The following is a 19,351-nucleotide window of genomic DNA, read 5'->3' as shown; positions in this document are numbered from 1 at the left end:
TAAGCCCTTTGACGGGCGTTCTACCGCGCAACTCTCGCTACGTCAGCGGCCTCAATACATCAGGCGTGAAGCTGCCATCCTTCATCGAACGGGCCAGGTGTCCCGCATGCTGGCGGGCAGTGTTGGCCAGTTCTTCGGGGATGGTGATGGTCGCGTCCATGTCTGCCCGGACATGCTCCTGCGAGGTGGTCAGCGTATTGCTGCCGGTTGCGCAGCCACACTGCACCTCATGACCCTGCGTGGCGACCGCCACGAGTTCGTCGATGTAGGTGGGGTTGCCCTGGGCGATGAAGCCAATCTCCTTGCAGGCCGGGCACCACACCGGGTCTCCCATGCGCGCTACACGACGCCGCTCGATGACTTCGCTTGCCGATGCGGCCAGCACGAAGCCGCCGGTGGTGGTGAGATCGCCTTCCCTGACTATAAATGACATGGCGCTACTGCCTCTGGGTTACGGAAAACCTCAAGGCTAGGCGCAAACACGGATTCCGATAGCTCCCCTGGCCCTTTAAAGACCGGTCCTACGCAATTACCAGCCGGGCGTTTCGAGCCTGTTGCACGCGCAATGACGCGCCTGGCGAAACGCCCGTTCCTCTATCGTTACTCCAGCCGTAATGATTCGACGCGTTGCTTGATTGATGCCCGACCGCTATCGCTCCAGGATGTGTAAAAACTACTGCGCTTGGCAATACTGCGTTAAAAACAGGCGAAAAATGCTCATTTAGAACACCTAGACTCCGCTTTTTCGCCTGTTTTTGCCTTGTCTTGCCTTCGCTCGTGACGTTTTTACACACCCTGGCTCCTAAGGTGGCCGACGACAGCAAAATCGTGGAGCGATCATGACAACAACAACTTCCCCCGACGCACGCTGGACACGTCGTCGCAGCGAGAAGCAGCGGCGTCTGCAGCAAGTGCGGGCGTTGGCCGATGGTGTGGTGTTGCCGACCGACAACATCGTCGCGGCGCTGGAGGCCTTGCTGGTTTCCGGTGATCGTGTGGTGCTTGAAGGCAACAACCAGAAGCAGGCGGACTTCCTCTCCCGCGCGCTGGCCAAAGTCGATCCGGGCAAGGTGCATGACCTGCACATGATCATGCCGAGCGTCGGCCGCGCCGAGCACCTGGACCTGTTCGAGCAGGGCATTGCGCGCAAGCTGGACTTCTCGTTCGCCGGTACGCAAAGCTTGCGCATCAGTCAGTTGCTGGAAGACGGCCTGCTGGAAATCGGTGCGATCCACACCTACATCGAACTCTATTCACGGCTGGTGGTGGACCTCATCCCCAACGTGGTGCTGGCGGCAGGCTTCATGGCCGACCGCGCCGGCAACATCTACACCGGACCCAGCACCGAAGACACCCCCGCACTCATCGAACCGGCGGCATTCAGCGACGGCATCGTCATTGTCCAGGTCAATCAACTGGTCGATGACGTCAGCGAGCTGCCACGCGTGGACATCCCGGCCTCGTGGGTCGACTTTGTGGTGGTCGCCGACAAGCCGTTCTATATCGAACCGCTGTTCACCCGCGACCCGCGCCATATCAAGCCGGTGCATGTGTTGATGGCGATGATGGCGATTCGCGGCATCTACGAGAAACACAACGTCCAGTCGTTGAACCACGGCATCGGTTTCAATACCGCCGCCATTGAGCTGATTCTGCCGACCTACGGCGAGTCGCTGGGCCTGAAGGGCAAGATCTGCCGCAACTGGACACTCAATCCGCACCCGACGCTGATCCCGGCCATCGAAAGCGGCTGGGTCGAGAGCGTGCATTGTTTCGGCACCGAGCTGGGCATGGAAAATTACATCGCCGCCCGCCCGGACGTGTTCTTCACCGGACGCGACGGCTCGCTGCGTTCCAACCGCCAGCTCTGCCAACTGGCCGGGCAGTACGCGGTGGACCTGTTCATCGGTGCAACCTTGCAGGTCGATGGCGACGGGCATTCCTCGACAGTCACCCGTGGTCGTCTGGCCGGCTTTGGTGGCGCGCCGAACATGGGCCATGACCCACGCGGCCGGCGTCATGCCACGCCCGCCTGGCTCGACATGCGTCAGCAGCACGATGACGGCCCGGCTGCCTACCTGGAGCGTGGCAAGAAACTGGTGGTGCAGATGGTCGAGACGTTCCAGGAGGGTGGCAAACCGACCTTCGTCGAAACCCTGGACGCCGTCGAGGTAGCGAAGAAAAGCGGCATGCCGCTGGCGCCGATCATGATCTACGGCGACGACGTGACCCACCTGCTGACCGAAGAAGGCATCGCCTATCTTTACAAGGCGCGCAGCCTTGAGGAACGCCAGGCGATGATCGCGGCGGTGGCCGGCGTGACCGTGATCGGTTTGCGCCACAACCCCAAGGACACCGCGCGCATGCGCCGTGAAGGGCTGATCGCGTTGCCCGAAGACCTCGGGATCCGCCGCACCGATGCTAGCCGTGAACTGCTGGCCGCCAAGAGCATTGCCGACCTGGTTCAGTGGTCCGGTGGCCTCTACAACCCGCCTGCCAAATTCAGGAGCTGGTAATGAGCGCACTTCAATGGACACCGCACCCTGCTTCGCTGGCCGAGCGACTGGCCGATCTGGCGGTCGACGCCTTGATCGACGAAGCCGACCTGTCACCCAAACCGGCTCTGGTAGACCGGCGTGGCAGCGGTGCGCACACCGATCTGCATCTGGGGCTGATGCATTCCTCGGCGCTGTCGTTGTGGCCGACCTTCAAGTGGATGGCGGATGCCGCCACGCAGTTCGGTGTCGTGGGTCAGCCATTGCGTGAGGCATTGGGCAGGCTTGGCCGTGAAGGCGAAGCCACGATGCTGCGCACCACCAGCGGGGTGAATACGCATCGCGGCGCGATCTGGGCGCTGGGCCTGCTGGTGACCGCTGCCGCGCTGGATGCTCAGGAGTGTGCGCCCGAAGCCGTCTGCGCGCGCGCTGCCGCTCTGGCACGGATCAAGGACCGCCAGGTGCTCACGCAGAACAGCCACGGTGATCAGGTGGTTCGTCGTTACGGCGTCATGGGTGCCAGGGAGCAGGCGCAGCAAGGGTTCCCGGCGGTCAGGCTGTTTGCCTTGCCGCAACTGCAACGCAGCCGCGCGGCAGGCAGCGGTGAGCAGAACGCCCGGCTGGACGCGCTGCTGGCAATCATGACTACGCTGGACGACACCTGCGTGCTGCATCGCGCCGGCATCGAAGGGCTGAATGCCATGCAGCAAGGCGCGCAGCGCGTGCTGGACGCTGGAGGCAGCGCCAGTCTGGCCGGCCGCCGTGCACTGAACGCGCTGGATCAGCACCTGCTGGCCCTCAATGCTTCGCCCGGTGGCGCGGCGGATCTGCTGGCTGGCTGCCTGTTCATCGATGGCCTTGAGCCTGCGCTCGGCCTTGTTTCGAGGAGTGCCTGAAATGGAAACCCTGTCTTTTGAATTTCCTGCCGGACAGCCGCCCAAGGGCCGTGCGCTGGTGGGTGTGGTGGGCTCCGGTGATCTGGAAGTGCTGCTGGAGCCCGGTAAGCCGGGCACCTTGTCGATTCAGGTGGTGACGTCGGTCAACGGTGCCGCGCTGCGCTGGCAGCATCTGTTCGAACGCATGTTCGACGGCCAGACCCCGCCTGCGCTGAGCATCGATATTCATGACTTCGGCGCGACGCCCGGCGTTGTGCGTCTGCGCCTGGAGCAAGGCTTCGAGGAGATCGGTCATGACTGATAACGCACGGTTGCTGAATCAGCACAGTTTCATCGAACTGGGTGCCCGACAGCGCGCCCGTGCCTTGCTGGATGCCGGCAGTTTCCGCGAACTGCTCGGTCCGTTCGATCGGGTCATGTCGCCGTGGCTGGCCATGCAGGGCGTGGTGCCTCAGGCGGATGATGGCGTGGTGGTCGCTAAAGGCACTGTCGATGGTCGGCCAGTGGTCATCGCCGCCATCGAAGGTTCTTTTCAGGGTGGCAGCATGGGCGAAGTCGGCGGTGCGAAGATGGCCGGCGCGCTGGAACTGGCCGCCGAAGACAACCGCAACGGCATTCCTACCGCCGCGATCGTGCTGCTGGAAACCGGTGGCGTGCGTTTGCAGGAAGCCAATCTGGGCCTGGCCGCGATTGCCGAGATTCATGCCGCGATAGTCGACCTGCGTCAGTACCAGCCGGTGATCGGTGTGGTCGCAGGCGGCGTCGGCTGCTTTGGCGGGATGTCCATCGCCGCAGGGCTGTGCAGTTACCTGCTGGTGACACAGGAAGCGCGTCTGGGCCTGAACGGTCCGCAGGTGATCGAGCAGGAAGCCGGCATCGAAGAATACGACTCCCGCGACCGTCCGTTCATCTGGAGCCTGACCGGTGGCGAGCAACGCTTTGCCAGCGCTCTGGTGGATGGTTTTGCTGCCGATGATGTCGCCGATGTGCGCCAGCAGGTCAGCGGCTGGCTCAAGCAGGGCGTGCCCGACACGCATCGCAGCAGTCAGTACCCACTGTTCCTGCAACGCTTGGCCAGCCTCGACACTGAACCGCAAATCGATCCGCAAAGCGTGCGCACCCTCTATCAAGGAGCCCGGTCATGAGTCATTCACAACGGGGTTTGAACTGGTTCAACGCCTTGAGCGCAGGTGCCCGTGAAGTCACTGGCCTGCCTGCCTCACTCAAGGTGGCGGATGGCGTACTGGGCGAACAGCCGGTGCGCTTTCTGGCCGTGATTGCCGATACCGACAACCGCTTTCCCCGGGCGCGCCAGGGCGAAGTCGGCCTGCTGGAAGGCTGGGGCCTGGCCAAAGCGGTGGACGAGGCTATCGAGCAGGATCGCGACCGCGCCGAAAAGCGCGCACTGATTGCCATCGTCGACGTCCCGAGCCAGGCCTACGGGCGTCGCGAGGAAGCGCTCGGTATCCATCAGGCACTGGCCGGGGCTGTGGACAGTTATGCGCGAGCACGTCTGGCCGGGCATCCGGTGATCGGCCTGTTGGTCGGCAAAGCGATGTCCGGCGCATTTCTGGCCCACGGCTATCAGGCCAATCGATTGATCGCGCTGCGTGATCCCGGCGTGATGGTGCATGCGATGGGCAAGGCTTCGGCAGCCCGCGTAACCCTGCGCAGCGTCGAGGATCTGGAAAAGCTCGCCGCCAGCATTCCGCCGATGGCTTACGACATTGACAGCTACGCCAGCCTCGGTCTGTTGTGGGAAACCCTGACGGTCAAGCAGATCGAACAGCCCGCTGCGGATGACCTGGTTCAGGTGCGCAACGTGCTGAGCAGTGCGATCAAGGACGTACAGGCCCGCGGCGTCGATCTGAGCAGCCGCCTGGGCGCGAGCAACCGTGCGGCGTCGGTCAATGTGCGCCAGTTGCTGCGGGCGCAATGGTGATCAGCAACACGGGTGCAGTGCTGCCCCATGATTTGTTGTGGGGCATGCCGCTGACTGCGTTGCCGGACGATGCGCCCAAATGGGCGGTCGAGGCCGTGCTGGCCGGGCAACCGGTGGTGGTGCGGCGTCAGGCAATGCCCGCCGGGCAGGTGGCGGTGGGCTTGCGCGGTCGCGGTCGGGAGCAGCGCTATGCCGCGAGCATGCCGCTGGCTGAGGTCTGCCGAAGGGTCATGCCCGAGCAGTTGATCGACGCCCCGACCGAGATTCATCAGCAATGGCCGGCGTTGCAGGCGTTGCGCCAGATCCGTCCGGTCATGGAGGCGCTGGAGCTGGACTGGGGCGTCGGCGGCAGTGCCGGATTCGAGCTGGCCAGCGGTATTGCGGCGTTGCATCAGGACAGCGATCTGGATCTGATTCTGCGCACCCCGGGACGCCTGGGTCGCCGCTGTGCCGCCGAGCTGGTCGAGGCGCTGGAAACCTCGGTCTGTCGGGTCGACGTCCAGCTGCAACTTGAGTCTGGTGCCGTGGCGCTGCGTGAGTGGGCGCGGCCAACGGGGCGGGTGCTGCTCAAGACCGCCACCGGCGCGCGGCTGGTTGCAGACCCGTGGCACCTGGGTCAGGTGTGCGCATGAGCAGCCTGTGGGTGTTTCCCGGTCAGGGCGCGCAGCAAGCCGGCATGCTGCATCAGTTGCCGGACGAGGCCGTGGTGCGCGACTGCCTGCAGGAAGCCGCCGATGCGCTGGGTGAAGACGTGCTGGCGCTGGACACTGCCGAGGCACTGCAAGCCACGCGTGCCGTTCAGCTTTGCCTGCTGATCGCTGGCGTCGCATGCGCACGGGTGCTGCAGGCGCGTGATTGTGTGCCGGACTACCTGGCCGGGCTGTCCATCGGTGCTTATCCGGCAGCGGTGGTTTCGGGGGCGCTGGCCTTTGACGACGCCGTGCGCCTGGTCGCGTTGCGTGGCGAGCTGATGCAAAGCGCCTGGGCGCAGGGTTACGGCATGACCGCGCTCATCGGCCTGGACCAGACACAGGTAGAAGCGCTGATCGGGCAGGTACACAGCGCGAAGACACCGGTATTTCTCGCCAATATCAACGCCGACAACCAGATGGTGATCTCCGGCAGTGCCGAGGCGATGCATCAGGTCGGTCAGTTGGCCAAGGCTGCCGGAGCGGCAGCGGTCAAGCGTCTTGCGGTCAGCGTGCCGTCACATTGCGCCTTGCTGGACGCTCCCGCGCAACAACTGGCCGAGGCCTTTTCAAGGGTCGCGCTGCAGGCACCCACGCTACGTTACCTCAGCGGCAGCACGGCGCGGCCGGTGCTGAGTGCCGAGAAGCTGCGTGACGACCTGGCCTTCAACATGTGCCGGGTCATCGACTGGCGCAGCACCGTGGAAACCGCCTGGGAGCGGGGCGTGCGCCTGCACATCGAATTGCCGCCCGGCAGTGTGCTGACCGGGCTGGCACGCAAGGTATTTCAGCAGGGCAGCGCATTGGCTTTTCAGGCTGCGCGTCTGGACAGCCTGGTCGCGCTGTCGCGCGAGGAGGGTCGCCGCACCCCATAGAGCCGCCGTGCAGCTGCTACGAAGGACAAAAACAACAACTTCAGCAATGCAAACAGAGGAATAACAACAATGATTATCTACGGTGTTGCACTACTGGCCATCTGCACGCTTGCGGGCGTGATTCTCGGCGACATGCTCGGCGTTCTGCTGGGTGTGAAATCCAATGTGGGCGGGGTCGGGATCGCCATGATCCTGTTGATCTGCGCGCGCCTGTGGATGGAAAAACACGGCGGCATGAGCAAGGACTGCGAAATGGGCGTGGGTTTCTGGGGCGCGCTGTACATCCCGGTGGTGGTGGCGATGGCCGCACAACAAAACGTGGTAACCGCACTCAAGGGCGGGCCGGTGGCGGTGTTGGCTGCTGTGGGTTCGGTGGTGCTGTGTGCCTGCACCATTGCTTTGATCAGCCGTACCAACCGGGGCGAGCCATTGCCCAAGGAAGAGCCGCTGCTGACGCCTGAAATCGCCCCTGCCGGAGGTCGCTGATATGTGGGACCTCATCGAAAAGGGACTTGAACACAACGGCCTGATCACCGCCTTCGCCTTCGTCGGCATCATCATGTGGGTCTCGGTAGTGCTTTCCAGGCGCCTGACGTTCGGCCGGGTGCATGGTTCGGCCATTGCGATTGTCATCGGGCTGATTCTGGCCTGGGTCGGCGGTACCTTGACCGGTGGCCAGAAAGGGCTGGCCGATATCACGCTGTTCTCCGGCATCGGCCTGATGGGCGGGGCGATGCTGCGTGACTTTGCCATCGTGGCCACCGCCTTCGAAGTGCAGGCCACCGAAGCGCGCAAGGCCGGGCTGATCGGGGTAATCGCCTTGCTACTGGGCACGATTCTGCCGTTTATCGTCGGCGCGAGCATCGCCTGGATGTTTGGCTATCGCGATGCGATCAGCATGACCACCATCGGTGCAGGGGCGGTGACCTACATTGTCGGCCCGGTGACCGGTGCTGCGCTGGGCGCCACCTCCGATGTAATGGCGCTGTCGATTGCCACCGGTCTGATCAAGGCGATTCTGGTGATGGTCGGCACGCCCATGGCGGCGCGCTGGATGGGGCTGGACAATCCGCGCTCGGCGATGGTTTTCGGTGGTCTGGCGGGGACTGTCAGCGGCGTTACCGCAGGGCTGGCAGCAACCGACCGGCGTCTGGTGCCCTACGGCGCGCTGACCGCCACGTTCCACACCGGTCTGGGCTGCCTGCTCGGGCCATCGGTGCTGTATTTCATCGTGCGCGCCATCGTCGGCTAGCTCAGGTCGTCTGTTCCAGCAGCCGGTTGGTGTACATCCGGCACTCGGCCAACAGCGCGAGCAGGTTGGGATCGCGCTGCTTGGACTTGAGAAAAACAATGCCGATGTGTTGCTGCATCCGGTAGCGGCTCTGCAACGGGATCAGGCGCACGCGGTTTTCATAGACCGCGGCGATTCTTCCCGGCAGCAGTGCATAGCCGACGCCGGAGCTGACCATGCTCAGCAGGGTGAAGATGTCATTGACCTGCATCGCCACCTTGGGCTCGAAACCGGCCTGCTGGAATACGCGGATCCCGTCGCGGTGCGTGGCGAAGCCTTGGGTCAGGGTGATGAACGTCGCTTCGCGCAGGTCGCTCAGGTCCACTTCAGGGTGTTCGGCGAACGGTGAGTCGGTGGGGACGGCGAGAAAGATGTCGTCGGAAAACAGCGCCAGATGCTCGCAGTCCGGGTCATGGGTGCTTTCATCCAGCGACACCAGCATCGCATCGACTTCCATGTTCTTGAGCTTGTAGAGCAAGTCCATGTTCGAGCCCAGAATCAGGTCGATATTCAGCTCGCTGCGGCGGATCTTCAGGCCCATGATCAACTGCGGCACCGTCTTGACCGTCAGCGAATACAACGCCCCCAGCCTGAACCGCGCCGCTGAAAAGCCTGCTGCCTGACGGGTCAGTTCCACCGTGGCGAGCACATCCTGGACCAGTTTCTGTGCACGTTCTTCCAGCACATACGCGCTTTCCAGCGGCGTCAGGTTGCGTCCCTCGTGCTTGAACAGCGGGCAACGCAGCGCGCTTTCCAGCGAATGAATGGCGCGGTGCACGCTGACGTTACTGGTCTGCAACTCCTCCGCCGCCCGCGCCAGATTGCCGGTGCGCATGAAGGCCAGGAATATTTCCAGTTTCTTGAGCGTCAGTTCGTCATCGATCTGCATGTCGTGGCGCTTATGGTTAAGGTGCGCTGATTGTGCCCTGTAATGACAGATACGTTGCTCTTTGTTTCAATAACCGGGAGCGTCTGTCATCAGTATTTTCTCTAGGCGAGGGCAATAAGCGGATGTACTACGGAGAAAAATTCAACGCCTGGTCGCATCTGGTTGGCGCCGTACTGGCGGCCGTCGGTGCGATCTGGCTATTGGTCATGGCCAGCCTGCATGGCGATGTCTGGAAAGTGGTCAGCATGGCCATCTATGGTGTGTGTCTGGTGACGCTGTACAGCGTCTCGACGGTCTACCACAGCGTCAAGGGACGCTCGAAATCGATCATGCAGAAGGTCGACCACTTTTCGATCTACCTGATGATTGCCGGCAGCTACACCCCGTTCTGTCTCGTGACATTGCGCGGCGCGTGGGGCTGGACCCTGTTCGGCATTGTCTGGGGGCTGGCGCTGATCGGCATCCTGCAAGAGATAAAACCGCGCTCCGAAGCGCGAATCATGTCCATCGTGATTTACGCGGTGATGGGCTGGATCGTGCTGGTGGCCGTCAAGCCACTGCTGGCTGCGCTCGGTGTATCGGGTTTCATCTGGCTGGCCGGAGGCGGCGTGCTGTACACCGTCGGCATCCTGTTCTTCGCCTACGACCAGATCCGCCACTTTCACGGCATCTGGCACCTGTTCGTCATTGCCGGCAGTTTGATGCACTTTGTGGCGATCTGTTTTTATGTGCTGTGAAAGTGGCCAGGTTCAGGCCTCAATGGCTGTGTAAATGCAAATCCTTGTGGGAGCGAGCTTGCTCGCGAAGACGATGGTACAAACGCTGTATTTTCATGTTCTGTATCGACCCTTTCGCGAGCAAGCTCCCACCCCGCCGGTGTCTGACTCTGAGCGTGCAGCGCGTGTGAGGACGCATCAAATGATCAAAAATCGCCCCACAGCTGTTGCGCCACGCTGAGCGCGACCACGGGAGCGGTTTCAGTGCGCAGCACGCGTGGGCCGAGGCGCGCGGCGTGGAAGCCTGCGTCTTGCGCCTGAGCGACTTCCGCATCATTCAGACCGCCTTCCGGGCCAATCAGAAAGGCCAGACTGGCGGGCTTGTCATGGCTGGTCAGGGGTTCGGCCACCGGGTGCAGGACCAGTTTCAGGTCGGCTTCGGTGTGCTTGATCCACTCGGCCAGCGGCATCGGTGCATGAATCACCGGCACCACGGAGCGACCACATTGCTCACAGGCGCTGATCGCGATCTGCTGCCAGTGTGCCTGGCGCTTCTCGGCACGTTCGTCCTTGAGGCGCACCTCGCAGCGTTCGCTGACAATCGGCGTAATTTCGCTGACGCCCAGCTCGGTGGCTTTTTGAATGGCCCAGTCCATCCGCTCGCCGCGCGACAGGCCTTGACCGAGATGAATGCGCAGGCCTGACTCCACCTGCCCCGCGAAGCTTTCGGTGAGCTGCACATGCACGCGCTTCTTGCCGACTTCCAGCAACGTGCCGCGAAACTCCTGGCCCGACCCGTCGAACAGTTGCAGCGCGTCACCTTCGGTCATGCGCAGCACGCGGCTGATGTAATGCGCCTGGGCCTCAGGCAGTTCATGCTCGCCCAGACTCAGCGGCGTTTCAGTAAAAAAGCGCGACAGTCTCATGGTGTGTCTCGGTTCCGGTGTTCATTCTGTGAGGGTGTCGTCACCCGGCTCGCTCCCGCATGTGCAGCCAGGCCCCTGTAGGAGCGGACTTGTCCGCGAAGGCGTCAGTCATGACGCCGCAATTTCAGCCCTTAACCCGGATCGCGAAAGTCCGGATGAAAGTTCTCGCGCACGGCAACACTGACACTGCTGCGCGTCGCGATATCAATGCCTTCGCTGGCTACCTCGGCGAGGAAGTCGATCTGCTCCGGCGTAATCACGTACGGCGGCAGGAAATACACCACACTGCCCAGCGGGCGCAGCAGTGCGCCACGTTCCAGCGCATGCTGGAAGACCTTCATGCCGCGGCGTTCCTGCCACGGGTAGGCGGTCTTGGTCGCCTTGTCCTGAACCATTTCGATGGCGATGGCCATGCCGGTCTGACGCACTTCCGCGACGTGCGGGTGATCGACCAGATGCGCAGTGGCCGTCGCCATGCGTTGTGCCAAGGCCTTGTTGTTCTCGATGACGTTGTCCTGCTCGAAGATATCCAGGGTCGCCAGCGCCGCCGCACAGGCCAGCGGGTTGCCGGTGTAACTGTGCGAGTGCAGAAACGCACGCAGGGTCGGGTAGTCGTCGTAGAACGCGTCGTACACATCATCGGTGGTCAGGCAGGCGGCCAGCGGCAGGTAGCCACCGGTCAGCGCCTTGGACAGGCACAGGAAGTCCGGACGAATGCCGGCCTGTTCGCAGGCGAACATGGTCCCGGTACGGCCGAAACCGACAGCGATTTCGTCGTGGATCAGGTGCACGCCATAGCGGTCGCAGGCGTCGCGCAGCAGCTTGAGGTAGATCGGGTGATACATGCGCATGCCGCCCGCGCCCTGGATCAGCGGCTCGACGATCACCGCTGCAACGCTGGCGTGGTGCTCGGCGAGGGTCTGCTCCATGGCGGCGAACATGTTGCGCGAATGCTCTTCCCAGCTCATGCCGTCCGGGCGATGGTAGCAATCGGGGCTCGGCACCTTGATGGTATCGAGCAGCAGCGCCTTGTAGGTTTCGGTGAACAGCGGCACATCACCGACCGACATCGCCGCCATGGTCTCGCCGTGGTAGCTGTTGGTCAGGGTGACGAAGCGTTTCTTGTCCGGCTGGCCGCGATTGAGCCAGTAATGAAAGCTCATTTTCAGCGCGACTTCGATGCACGACGAGCCGTTATCGGCGTAGAAGCAGCGGGTCAGGCCGTCAGGCGTGAGTTTGACCAGCCGTTCGGACAGCTCGATCACCGGCTGATGGCTGAAGCCGGCGAGGATCACGTGCTCCAGCTGGTCAACCTGATCCTTGATGCGCTGATTGATGCGCGGGTTGGCGTGTCCGAAAACGTTGACCCACCAGGAGCTGACAGCGTCCAGATAGCGCTTGCCCTCGAAGTCTTCAAGCCATACGCCTTCACCACGCTTGATCGGTATCAACGGCAGATTTTCGTGGTCTTTCATCTGGGTGCAGGGGTGCCACAGGACCTTCAGGTCACGTTGCATCCACTGGTCATTGAGGCCCATTTTCAATCTCCGGGTAGCGACTCGCCTGATGCGAGGACGAACAATCGCGCAAGCCTATGCAATGCCCGGCTGCGGAACAACCTTTGATGCAGTTTTAACGGCCGATGGACATTGCTGGCGGCTATTTGATGGCTCGCGTATCCTGCGCAGCGAGTCGATGTGTCGGGCTGACTTGCCCTATCTTCCCTATGTTTTCTGGAGTTCGCCGAATGCTTTCTGGTTGGCTGCGCGCCTGTGCGCTGATAGTGGCAGGGTTGGTCAGCGTTTCGACGCTCGCCGATGAAAAACAACGAACCGCCATTGTCGTCGGTGGTGGTCTGGCAGGTTTGACTGCTGCCTATGAACTGCAGGCCAAAGGCTGGCAGGTGACGCTGCTGGAAGCCAAGCCGAGCCTGGGCGGACGCTCCGGTCTGGCGACCAGCGAGTGGATCGGCAACACCAAGGCTCAGCCTGTGCTGAACCGCTACCTGGACAGCTTCAAGCTGCCTACTGTGCCTGCGCCTGAATTCGTGCGCACGCCCAGCTACCTGATCGACGGGGTGTACTTCACCCAGGCTGACCTGGCCGTCAAACAGCCGGCGACCGCCGAAGCCATCAAGCGCTACAACGACACGCTGGATAACCTCGCGCGTTCGGTGGACGACCCGGAAAACCCGGCGTCCAACAGCACGCTGTTTGCGCTGGACCAGATCAACGTCGCCAACTGGCTGGACCGCCTGAACCTGCCTGTCACGGCGCGTCAGTTGATCAATCAGCAGATCCGTACCCGCTACGACGAGCCTTCGCGCCTGTCGCTGCTGTACCTCGCCCAGCAATCGCGGGTTTATCGCTCGGTCGACGAGCGTGACTTGCGTGCTGCGCGCCTGCCCGGTGGCAGCGCGGTGCTGACCCAGGCGTTCGTCAAGCAACTCAAGACCGTCAAGACCAACTCGCCGGTGACGGCAGTCATTCAGGAAAAGGACAAGGTCACCGTCAAGGCTGGCGCGACCAGCTATACAGCCGACTACGCAGTCATGGCCGTGCCGTTGCGTTCGCTGGGCAAGATCCAGATGACGCCTGCACTGGACGCTCAGCACATGGGCGCGATCAAGAGCACCAACTACGGCTGGCGCGACCAGATCATGCTCAAGTTCAAGACCCCGGTCTGGGACAGCAAGGCGCGCATGTCCGGTGAAGTGTTCAGTAACACCGGTCTGGGCATGCTGTGGGTAGAGCCCGCGCTCAAGGGTGGCGCCAACGTGGTGATCAATCTGTCGGGCGACAACGCGCGCATCATGCAGGCCTTCGGTGACAAGCAGATGGTCGATCAGGTGTTGATCCGTCTGCATGCGTTCTACCCTGAAGCTCGCGGTGCGTACACCGGCTATGAAATCCGCCGCTACAGCGTCGATCCCTCCACTGGCGGTTCTTACCTGGCGTTCGGCCCCGGTCAGATCAGCAAGTACTGGCGTCTGTGGGAGCGGCCGATTCTGCGCGTAGCCTTTGCTGGCGAGCACACCGACACCTTGTACCCCGGCACCCTGGAAGGCGCCCTGCGCAGTGGGCAGCGTGCAGCCGGTCAGGTGCAGGATCTGGCCGCTGGCAAGTCGTTCGAACCGGTCAAGGTTGCGCCGCCGAAAGCTCCGGCCCCGGCTGCGCAGAAATCCGAAGGTAATTTCTTCAGCAATCTGTTCGGCGGTTCCTCCGACAAACCGGCCGAACCTGCCAAGCCGCAGGCTGACAAGCCAGGCTTCTTCTCGCGCATGTTCGGCGGTGGTGAGCAACCGGCGCCGGCACCTGCTCCGGTTGAGAAAGCGGTAGAGCCGGCTCCAGCGCCTGCACCGGCTGCCGCTCCGGCACCCGTGGTTGCGCCGGTTGTTCAGCCTGCCAAACCGCCGGTAAAAGCCGAGCCAGCGAAGAAGCCAGCGACCAAGGCTGAGCCTGCGAAGAAAGTGCAGAGCAAGGAAGCGGCCAGGAAAGAAGCGGCTAAAAAAGAGGCTGCGAAGAAGGAAGCGGCCAAAAAAGAGGCCGCGAAAAAGGCTCAGAGCAAACCGGCTCCAGCCAAGACCCCTGCTGACGCAGCGCCTGCAGACGCCAACAACTGACCAGCCGATGGCTGACTGAAAGGGATGCGGTTCATACCGCATCCCTTTTTTTATGCACGCTCGATTCGTTCTATCCCTGTGGGTTGACCTTGTCGGGCCTCGGCGTGCCGTTCATCGGCATCGAAACGCCGATGGTCATTGCAAAGTGTTACTGGCGGCCAATTATCGGGATGCTGCTGCAGCGAGGACAGCCTGACACCGCTGAACAGGGGTTCAGGTGTTGGGGAAAGCAACAGAATCGAAGTACGAGCTGTCCACCAGACCTATCGTATTGTTCGATACGTCCGAGCGAAATTTTGCGCTTTCATTCGATAGATAAAAAGCTAGTCTGGTAACACTTCTGACAAGGTACTGGTAATGCAGCTACGTAATTCATCCTCTCGCTACGGTCTGGTCAGCATGGTGCTGCACTGGGGTGTGGCTGCTGTCGTGTTTGGAATGTTTGCGCTGGGGCTGTGGATGGTCGGGCTGGATTACTACGATACGTGGCGCAAGGCGGGCCCTGATCTGCACAAGAGCATCGGCATCACGTTGTTTGCAGTCATGTTGATCCGTGTGGTCTGGCGCCTGCTCAGTCCGCCACCACCGCCGTTGACCAGCTACAGTAAGTTGACGCGCATCGGTGCCGCATTCGGCCATCTGTTTTTGTACGTCGCACTGTTTGCCGTGATGTTCGCCGGGTATCTCATCTCCACCGCCGACGGCGTGGGGATTCCGATATTCGGCCTGTTCGATGTGCCCGCGCTGGTTTCGGGCCTTCCTGATCAGGCAGAAACGGCTGGCTGGATTCACCTGTATCTGGCCTGGGTCATCGTGATATTCGCGGGGCTCCATGGTTTTGCTGCATTGAAACACCACTTCATCGATCGCGATGTGACCCTCAAGCGTATGCTGGGTCGTAATTGATTGTTCAACCAAAACGGGAATAAACGCATGTTGAAGAAGTCTCTCGCCGCTCTGGCTCTGGGTACCGCATTGTTGTCTGCTGGCCAGGCCATGGCTGCCGACTACGTAATCGACAAGGAAGGTCAACACGCATTCGTTGACTTCAAGATCAGCCACCTGGGCTACAGCTTCATCCACGGTACCTTCAAGGACTGGGACGGCACGTTCAGCTTCGATGCTGCCAAGCCTGAAGCCAGCAAGATCAATGTCGAGCTGAAAACCGCCAGCCTGTTCACCAACCACGCTGAGCGCGACAAGCACATCTCCAGCAAGGATTTCCTGGACGTTGCCAAATACCCGGAAGCCAAATTCGTTTCCACCGCAGTCAAATCGACTGGCGAGAAAACGGCTGACGTCACTGGTGACCTGACCCTGCACGGCGTAACCAAGCCAATCGTCATCAAGGCAACCTTCAACGGCGAAGGCAAGGATCCATGGGGCGGCTACCGTGCCGGCTTCAACGGTACTTCGACGCTGAACCTGAACGACTTCGGCATCAAGGGCCCAGGCCCTACGTCGCAGACGCTGGATCTGGACATCAGCTTCGAAGGCGTACAGAAGAAGTAATTGCACGCTTGATCGACAAAACGCCGACCCTTGGGTCGGCGTTTTTGTTGGTGCTGCCCAGGATCGAACGCGGAGCGTCCAAGGCTGCGCTACTACGCGGAGCGCTTATCTTCATATACAAGCCCTGAAAAGCTCGGAGGACGGCGCTTTCAGGTTTCTGCCCGCAGGGCGTGGGAGCGAACTTGTTCGCGAAAGGGCCTGTATATTCACCGAAAATGCATCGTCTGAGCTGAAGCCTTCGCGAACAAGTTCGCTCCTACGGCCTTCGGCCAGAATCAAAAACAGATTTACGTATACGCAGAGTGCGGGAGCGATCATCTCGCACGACGATCATCGATACAACAAACAAAAACGCCCCGAGCAAGTCGGGGCGTTTTCAGTGTTGCGTGGCTGTCAGCTGTCGCGGTTGCGGGTCAGCAGGGCCGGTTTTTCACCGCGTGGGCGGCTTGGCAACTGGTCCAGTTGCTCGGCAGACGGGAAGCGGTCGATCTTGGATTCCTTGTGCACGATCTTCGGCTGAGGCTGGCCGTCGCGGGGTGCGCGTGCGACCGGCTCCTGACCTTCACGTGGCAAGGGTTGCTCTTCACGTGCCGGGCGACGGCCACGTGGCTGACCATCGCGCGAGCGTGGTGCCGATGAGCCCGAGCCGTTGCGCTTTGGTGCGCCACTGCCGGAGCCGTTGCGAGCGCCACCGGCAGGGCGACCCGGATTGGCCGGGCGAGCTGCGCCGCCAGCGGCCGGTGCGGCTGCGCCAGGCGCGGCGGCAGGGCGACGACCACGGTTCTGGCCTTTGCCCTGATAAGGACTGACGTAGTCAGCGCGGTTGCCGAAGTTGTCTACTTCGTCGTCACGGAACTCGTCCGGTGCACGATCGGCTGCCGGACGCGGTGTGGCGGGTTGCGATGCACGCTGTTCGCTGCGAGGCGTGCCCTCACGAGGTTTTTTTTCGCGTGGCTGCCTTGCAGGGCGTTCGCCAGTGGCGGATGCAGCGGCAGGTTTTTCCTTGCCTTTATCCTTGCCCTTGTCGCGACGACCACCGTTGTTCTTGTCGCCATCGCCACGTGCAGGACGTGCGCCACGCGAGTTGCGAACATCCGGACGCTCACGCACTTCCGGCTTCTCAGCCTCGACTGCGGTGATGTCGAAGCCCATCAGGTCGCCGTCGGCGATCTTCTGCTTGGTCATGCGCTCGATGCTTTTGAGCAGCTTCTCTTCGTCCGGCGCAACCAGCGAAATGGCTTCACCGGAGCGACCGGCACGGCCGGTACGACCGATACGGTGCACGTAGTCTTCGTCGACGTTGGGCAGCTCGAAGTTGACGACATGCGGCAACTGATCGATATCCAGGCCGCGTGCGGCGATATCGGTCGCGACCATGATGCGTACATCACCTGCCTTGAAGTCAGCCAGGGCCTTGGTACGGGCGTTCTGGCTCTTGTTGCCGTGGATCGCGACAGCCGCAAGGCCGTGCTTGTCCAGGTACTCGGCCAGACGGTTGGCGCCGTGCTTGGTGCGGGTGAAGACCAGCACCTGTTCCCAGGCACCGACGGTAATCAGGTGCGCCAGCAGCGAACGCTTGTGGTTGGCTGCCAGGCGGAAAACCCGTTGCTCGATACGCTCGACCGTGGTGTTCGGCGGCGTGACTTCGATGCGCTCGGGGTTGTGCAGCAGCTTGCCAGCCAACGACGTGATGTCATTGGAGAAGGTGGCCGAGAACAGCAGGTTCTGACGCTTGGCCGGCAGCCGCGCGAGGACCTTCTTGACGTCATGCACGAAGCCCATGTCGAGCATCCGGTCTGCTTCATCGAGCACCAGGATTTCGACGTGGGACAGGTCGACACTGCCTTGGCCGGCCAGGTCGAGCAGGCGGCCGGGGCAGGCCACCAGGACGTCCACACCACGGGACATGGCCTGAACCTGCGGGTTCATGCCGACGCCGCCGAAGATGCAGGCGCTGACGAACTTCAGGTCGCGGGCATAGAGCTTGAAGCTCTCGTGCACCTGTGCGGCCAGTTCGCGGGTCGGGGTCAGGACCAGAACGCGCGGTTGACGCGGGCCGTGACGCTGGGATTTGTCCGGAACACCATTGGGAAACAGCCGCTCCAGAATAGGGAGGGCAAAACCGCCGGTTTTACCAGTACCGGTCTGTGCCGCAACCATCAGGTCGCGACCTTGCAACACGGCGGGAATGGCCCGCTGTTGCACGGGGGTAGGCTGGGTATAGCCGGCTGCCTCGATGGCGCGGACTAAAGCCTCGGAGAGACCGAGGGAAGCAAAGGACATGAGTAATCCTGTTCTGTTGGAGCTTAAGCTCAAGGGATGTCTTGCCTGGCGCGAATGGCGTGTAAAGACAACGCGATCCCGTCCGGTCCTGCCGGGTCTTCAGTGCATTCCGTGACGTCTGCGCTTGATGAAAATTGCGCTGTTGGCGTGAACGGATGACGATTGCAAGACCGGGCGTCCGGGCGTAAGCCTGGCGGGAAGGCTGGAGTATAACAGAGCGAGCGCAATACGCCGCTTTCCTGCTGCCCAACGGTGTATGAGGCCGCGATCCCCCGGAAACTGCCGGTCGGATCGCGGTGCCGCAGCCGTTTTCAGCGTGGCAGTTGCAGGTTGTTCCACACCGCCAGGCTCGGTTCCGCCTGGTTCAGGGTGTAGAGGTGCAGGCCGGGAGCGCCACCTTGCAGCAGTCGTTCGCACATCTGCGTGATGACTTCTTCGCCAAACGCCTGGATGCTTTGCACGTCATCGCCGTAGGCTTCCAGCTGTTTGCGAATCCAGCGCGGGATTTCCGCACCGCAGGCATCCGAGAAACGCGCCAGCTTGCTGTAGTTGGTGATCGGCATGATGCCCGGCACGATCGGAATGCTGACGCCCATCTTCTCGACACGCTCGACAAAGTTGAAATAGCTGTCGGCGTTGAAGAAGTACTGAGTGATCGCACTGTCGGCGCCGGCATTGGCCTTGTTGACGAAGTGCTTGAGGTCGTCTTCGAAATTGCGCGCCTGCGGATGCATTTCCGGGTAGGCGGCGACTTCGATGTGGAAGTGGCTGCCGCTTTCCTGGCGAATGAAGCTCACCAGGTCATTGGCGTGACGCAGTTCACCGCTGGCCATGCCCATGCCGGATGGCAGGTCGCCGCGCAGTGCCACGATGCGTTTGATGCCCGCATCCTTGTACTGCGCCAACAGGTTGCGCAGGTCATCCTTGCTGTCGCCTACGCAGGACAAATGCGGCGCAGCAGGGACTTTGATCTCGTTTTCCAGCTGCAGCACGGTATTGAGCGTGCGGTCGCGGGTCGAGCCACCGGCACCATAGGTGCAGGAGAAAAAATCGGGGTTGTACGTAGCGAGCTGACGAGCAACGGTCAGCAGCTTTTCATGTCCAGCGTCGGTCTTGGTAGGAAAGAACTCGAAGCTGAAGCGGCGTTCTTGAGACATGGGGGAGGAGGCCTCCAGCTTTTAGCTGCAAGCTACAAGCTGCAAGAGGGCTGTATGC

The 19,351-nt window shown here is 61.9% G+C and carries 19 protein-coding genes; 13 read left to right on the top strand and 6 right to left on the bottom strand.

From position 1 onward, the window contains the following. Positions 1–37: 37 nt before the first annotated feature. Positions 38–433 carry a PAAR domain-containing protein gene (locus KBY08_RS12015; protein WP_111522137.1) on the bottom strand — a complete coding sequence of 132 codons (396 nt, stop codon included), beginning with the start codon at positions 431–433 and terminating at the stop codon, positions 38–40. Positions 434–839: 406 nt separating this feature from the next. On the opposite strand from KBY08_RS12015, the gene mdcA reads away from it, so the two are divergent. From mdcA to madM, 9 genes are all read left to right on the top strand, one after another. Continuing rightward, positions 840–2,516 carry a malonate decarboxylase subunit alpha gene (gene mdcA, locus KBY08_RS12010; protein ID WP_011266405.1) on the top strand — a complete coding sequence of 559 codons (1,677 nt, stop codon included), beginning with the start codon at positions 840–842 and terminating at the stop codon, positions 2,514–2,516. Beyond that, positions 2,516–3,391: a triphosphoribosyl-dephospho-CoA synthase gene (locus KBY08_RS12005; RefSeq protein ID WP_096127301.1), complete on the top strand. Its 876-nt coding sequence runs from the start codon at positions 2,516–2,518 to the stop codon at positions 3,389–3,391. Before mdcA ends, KBY08_RS12005 begins: the two co-directional genes overlap by 1 nt. Before the next feature lies 1 nt (position 3,392). After that, on the top strand, positions 3,393–3,692 hold the full coding sequence (locus KBY08_RS12000; RefSeq protein WP_003346322.1) for a malonate decarboxylase subunit delta: 300 nt from the start codon (positions 3,393–3,395) through the stop codon (positions 3,690–3,692). Next, positions 3,685–4,536 carry a biotin-independent malonate decarboxylase subunit beta gene (locus tag KBY08_RS11995; RefSeq protein ID WP_096135525.1) on the top strand — a complete coding sequence of 284 codons (852 nt, stop codon included), beginning with the start codon at positions 3,685–3,687 and terminating at the stop codon, positions 4,534–4,536. The genes KBY08_RS12000 and KBY08_RS11995 overlap by 8 nt, the downstream gene beginning before the upstream one ends. After that, positions 4,533–5,333: a biotin-independent malonate decarboxylase subunit gamma gene (gene mdcE, locus KBY08_RS11990; RefSeq protein ID WP_003402951.1), complete on the top strand. Its 801-nt coding sequence runs from the start codon at positions 4,533–4,535 to the stop codon at positions 5,331–5,333. The genes KBY08_RS11995 and mdcE overlap by 4 nt, the downstream gene beginning before the upstream one ends. Further along, positions 5,327–5,965, top strand: a complete 639-nt coding sequence (locus KBY08_RS11985) for a malonate decarboxylase holo-ACP synthase (protein WP_096135526.1) — start codon at positions 5,327–5,329, stop codon at positions 5,963–5,965. Before mdcE ends, KBY08_RS11985 begins: the two co-directional genes overlap by 7 nt. Continuing rightward, a complete protein-coding gene (gene mdcH / locus KBY08_RS11980; protein WP_096135527.1) occupies positions 5,962–6,897 on the top strand; it encodes a malonate decarboxylase subunit epsilon in 936 nt (311 codons plus the stop codon). Before KBY08_RS11985 ends, mdcH begins: the two co-directional genes overlap by 4 nt. Positions 6,898–6,966: 69 nt before the next feature. Beyond that, positions 6,967–7,383: a malonate transporter subunit MadL gene (gene madL, locus KBY08_RS11975; RefSeq protein ID WP_003402948.1), complete on the top strand. Its 417-nt coding sequence runs from the start codon at positions 6,967–6,969 to the stop codon at positions 7,381–7,383. A gap of 1 nt (position 7,384) precedes the next feature. After that, entirely contained in the window at positions 7,385–8,149 is a 765-nt protein-coding gene (madM, locus tag KBY08_RS11970; RefSeq protein ID WP_003402947.1) for a malonate transporter subunit MadM, read from the top strand. A gap of 1 nt (position 8,150) precedes the next feature. On the opposite strand, the gene KBY08_RS11965 is transcribed toward madM, so the two are convergent. Then, positions 8,151–9,077: a LysR substrate-binding domain-containing protein gene (locus KBY08_RS11965; protein ID WP_003402946.1), complete on the bottom strand. Its 927-nt coding sequence runs from the start codon at positions 9,075–9,077 to the stop codon at positions 8,151–8,153. 122 nt (positions 9,078–9,199) lie between these two features. Between KBY08_RS11965 and trhA the strand changes: the two genes are divergently transcribed. Then, entirely contained in the window at positions 9,200–9,814 is a 615-nt protein-coding gene (trhA, locus tag KBY08_RS11960; protein WP_011266412.1) for a PAQR family membrane homeostasis protein TrhA, read from the top strand. A gap of 185 nt (positions 9,815–9,999) precedes the next feature. Here the strand turns inward: trhA and KBY08_RS11955 are convergent, their stop codons facing one another. Together KBY08_RS11955 and KBY08_RS11950 are read right to left on the bottom strand one after the other, a co-directional pair. Continuing rightward, positions 10,000–10,719 carry a 16S rRNA (uracil(1498)-N(3))-methyltransferase gene (locus KBY08_RS11955; RefSeq protein ID WP_003346339.1) on the bottom strand — a complete coding sequence of 240 codons (720 nt, stop codon included), beginning with the start codon at positions 10,717–10,719 and terminating at the stop codon, positions 10,000–10,002. A gap of 131 nt (positions 10,720–10,850) precedes the next feature. Beyond that, on the bottom strand, positions 10,851–12,257 hold the full coding sequence (locus tag KBY08_RS11950; protein WP_003402943.1) for an adenosylmethionine--8-amino-7-oxononanoate transaminase: 1,407 nt from the start codon (positions 12,255–12,257) through the stop codon (positions 10,851–10,853). Between the two features lie 209 nt (positions 12,258–12,466). Here KBY08_RS11950 and KBY08_RS11945 point away from each other — a divergent pair, with 209 nt between their 5' ends. The 3 genes from KBY08_RS11945 to KBY08_RS11935 all read left to right on the top strand — a co-directional run bounded on the left by KBY08_RS11945 (position 12,467) and on the right by KBY08_RS11935 (position 15,853). Then, entirely contained in the window at positions 12,467–14,341 is a 1,875-nt protein-coding gene (locus tag KBY08_RS11945) for a flavin monoamine oxidase family protein (protein ID WP_060400190.1), read from the top strand. A 357-nt stretch (positions 14,342–14,698) separates the two neighbouring features. Continuing rightward, positions 14,699–15,247: a cytochrome b gene (locus tag KBY08_RS11940; protein ID WP_103754331.1), complete on the top strand. Its 549-nt coding sequence runs from the start codon at positions 14,699–14,701 to the stop codon at positions 15,245–15,247. A gap of 27 nt (positions 15,248–15,274) precedes the next feature. Continuing rightward, positions 15,275–15,853, top strand: coding sequence for a YceI family protein (locus tag KBY08_RS11935; protein ID WP_002551707.1), 579 nt, complete (start codon positions 15,275–15,277; stop codon positions 15,851–15,853). Positions 15,854–16,246: 393 nt separating this feature from the next. On the opposite strand, the gene KBY08_RS11930 is transcribed toward KBY08_RS11935, so the two are convergent. Together KBY08_RS11930 and metF are read right to left on the bottom strand one after the other, a co-directional pair. After that, positions 16,247–18,136, bottom strand: a complete 1,890-nt coding sequence (locus KBY08_RS11930; protein WP_003316710.1) for a DEAD/DEAH box helicase — start codon at positions 18,134–18,136, stop codon at positions 16,247–16,249. Between the two features lie 311 nt (positions 18,137–18,447). Beyond that, positions 18,448–19,293 carry a methylenetetrahydrofolate reductase [NAD(P)H] gene (gene metF / locus KBY08_RS11925; protein WP_003404519.1) on the bottom strand — a complete coding sequence of 282 codons (846 nt, stop codon included), beginning with the start codon at positions 19,291–19,293 and terminating at the stop codon, positions 18,448–18,450. Positions 19,294–19,351: the final 58 nt, after the last annotated feature.

Source organism: Pseudomonas sp. P135 (genome assembly GCF_020312125.1).
Taxonomy (GTDB): domain Bacteria; phylum Pseudomonadota; class Gammaproteobacteria; order Pseudomonadales; family Pseudomonadaceae; genus Aquipseudomonas; species Aquipseudomonas fragariae.
This window is presented reverse-complemented; position numbering and strand designations above follow the sequence as displayed.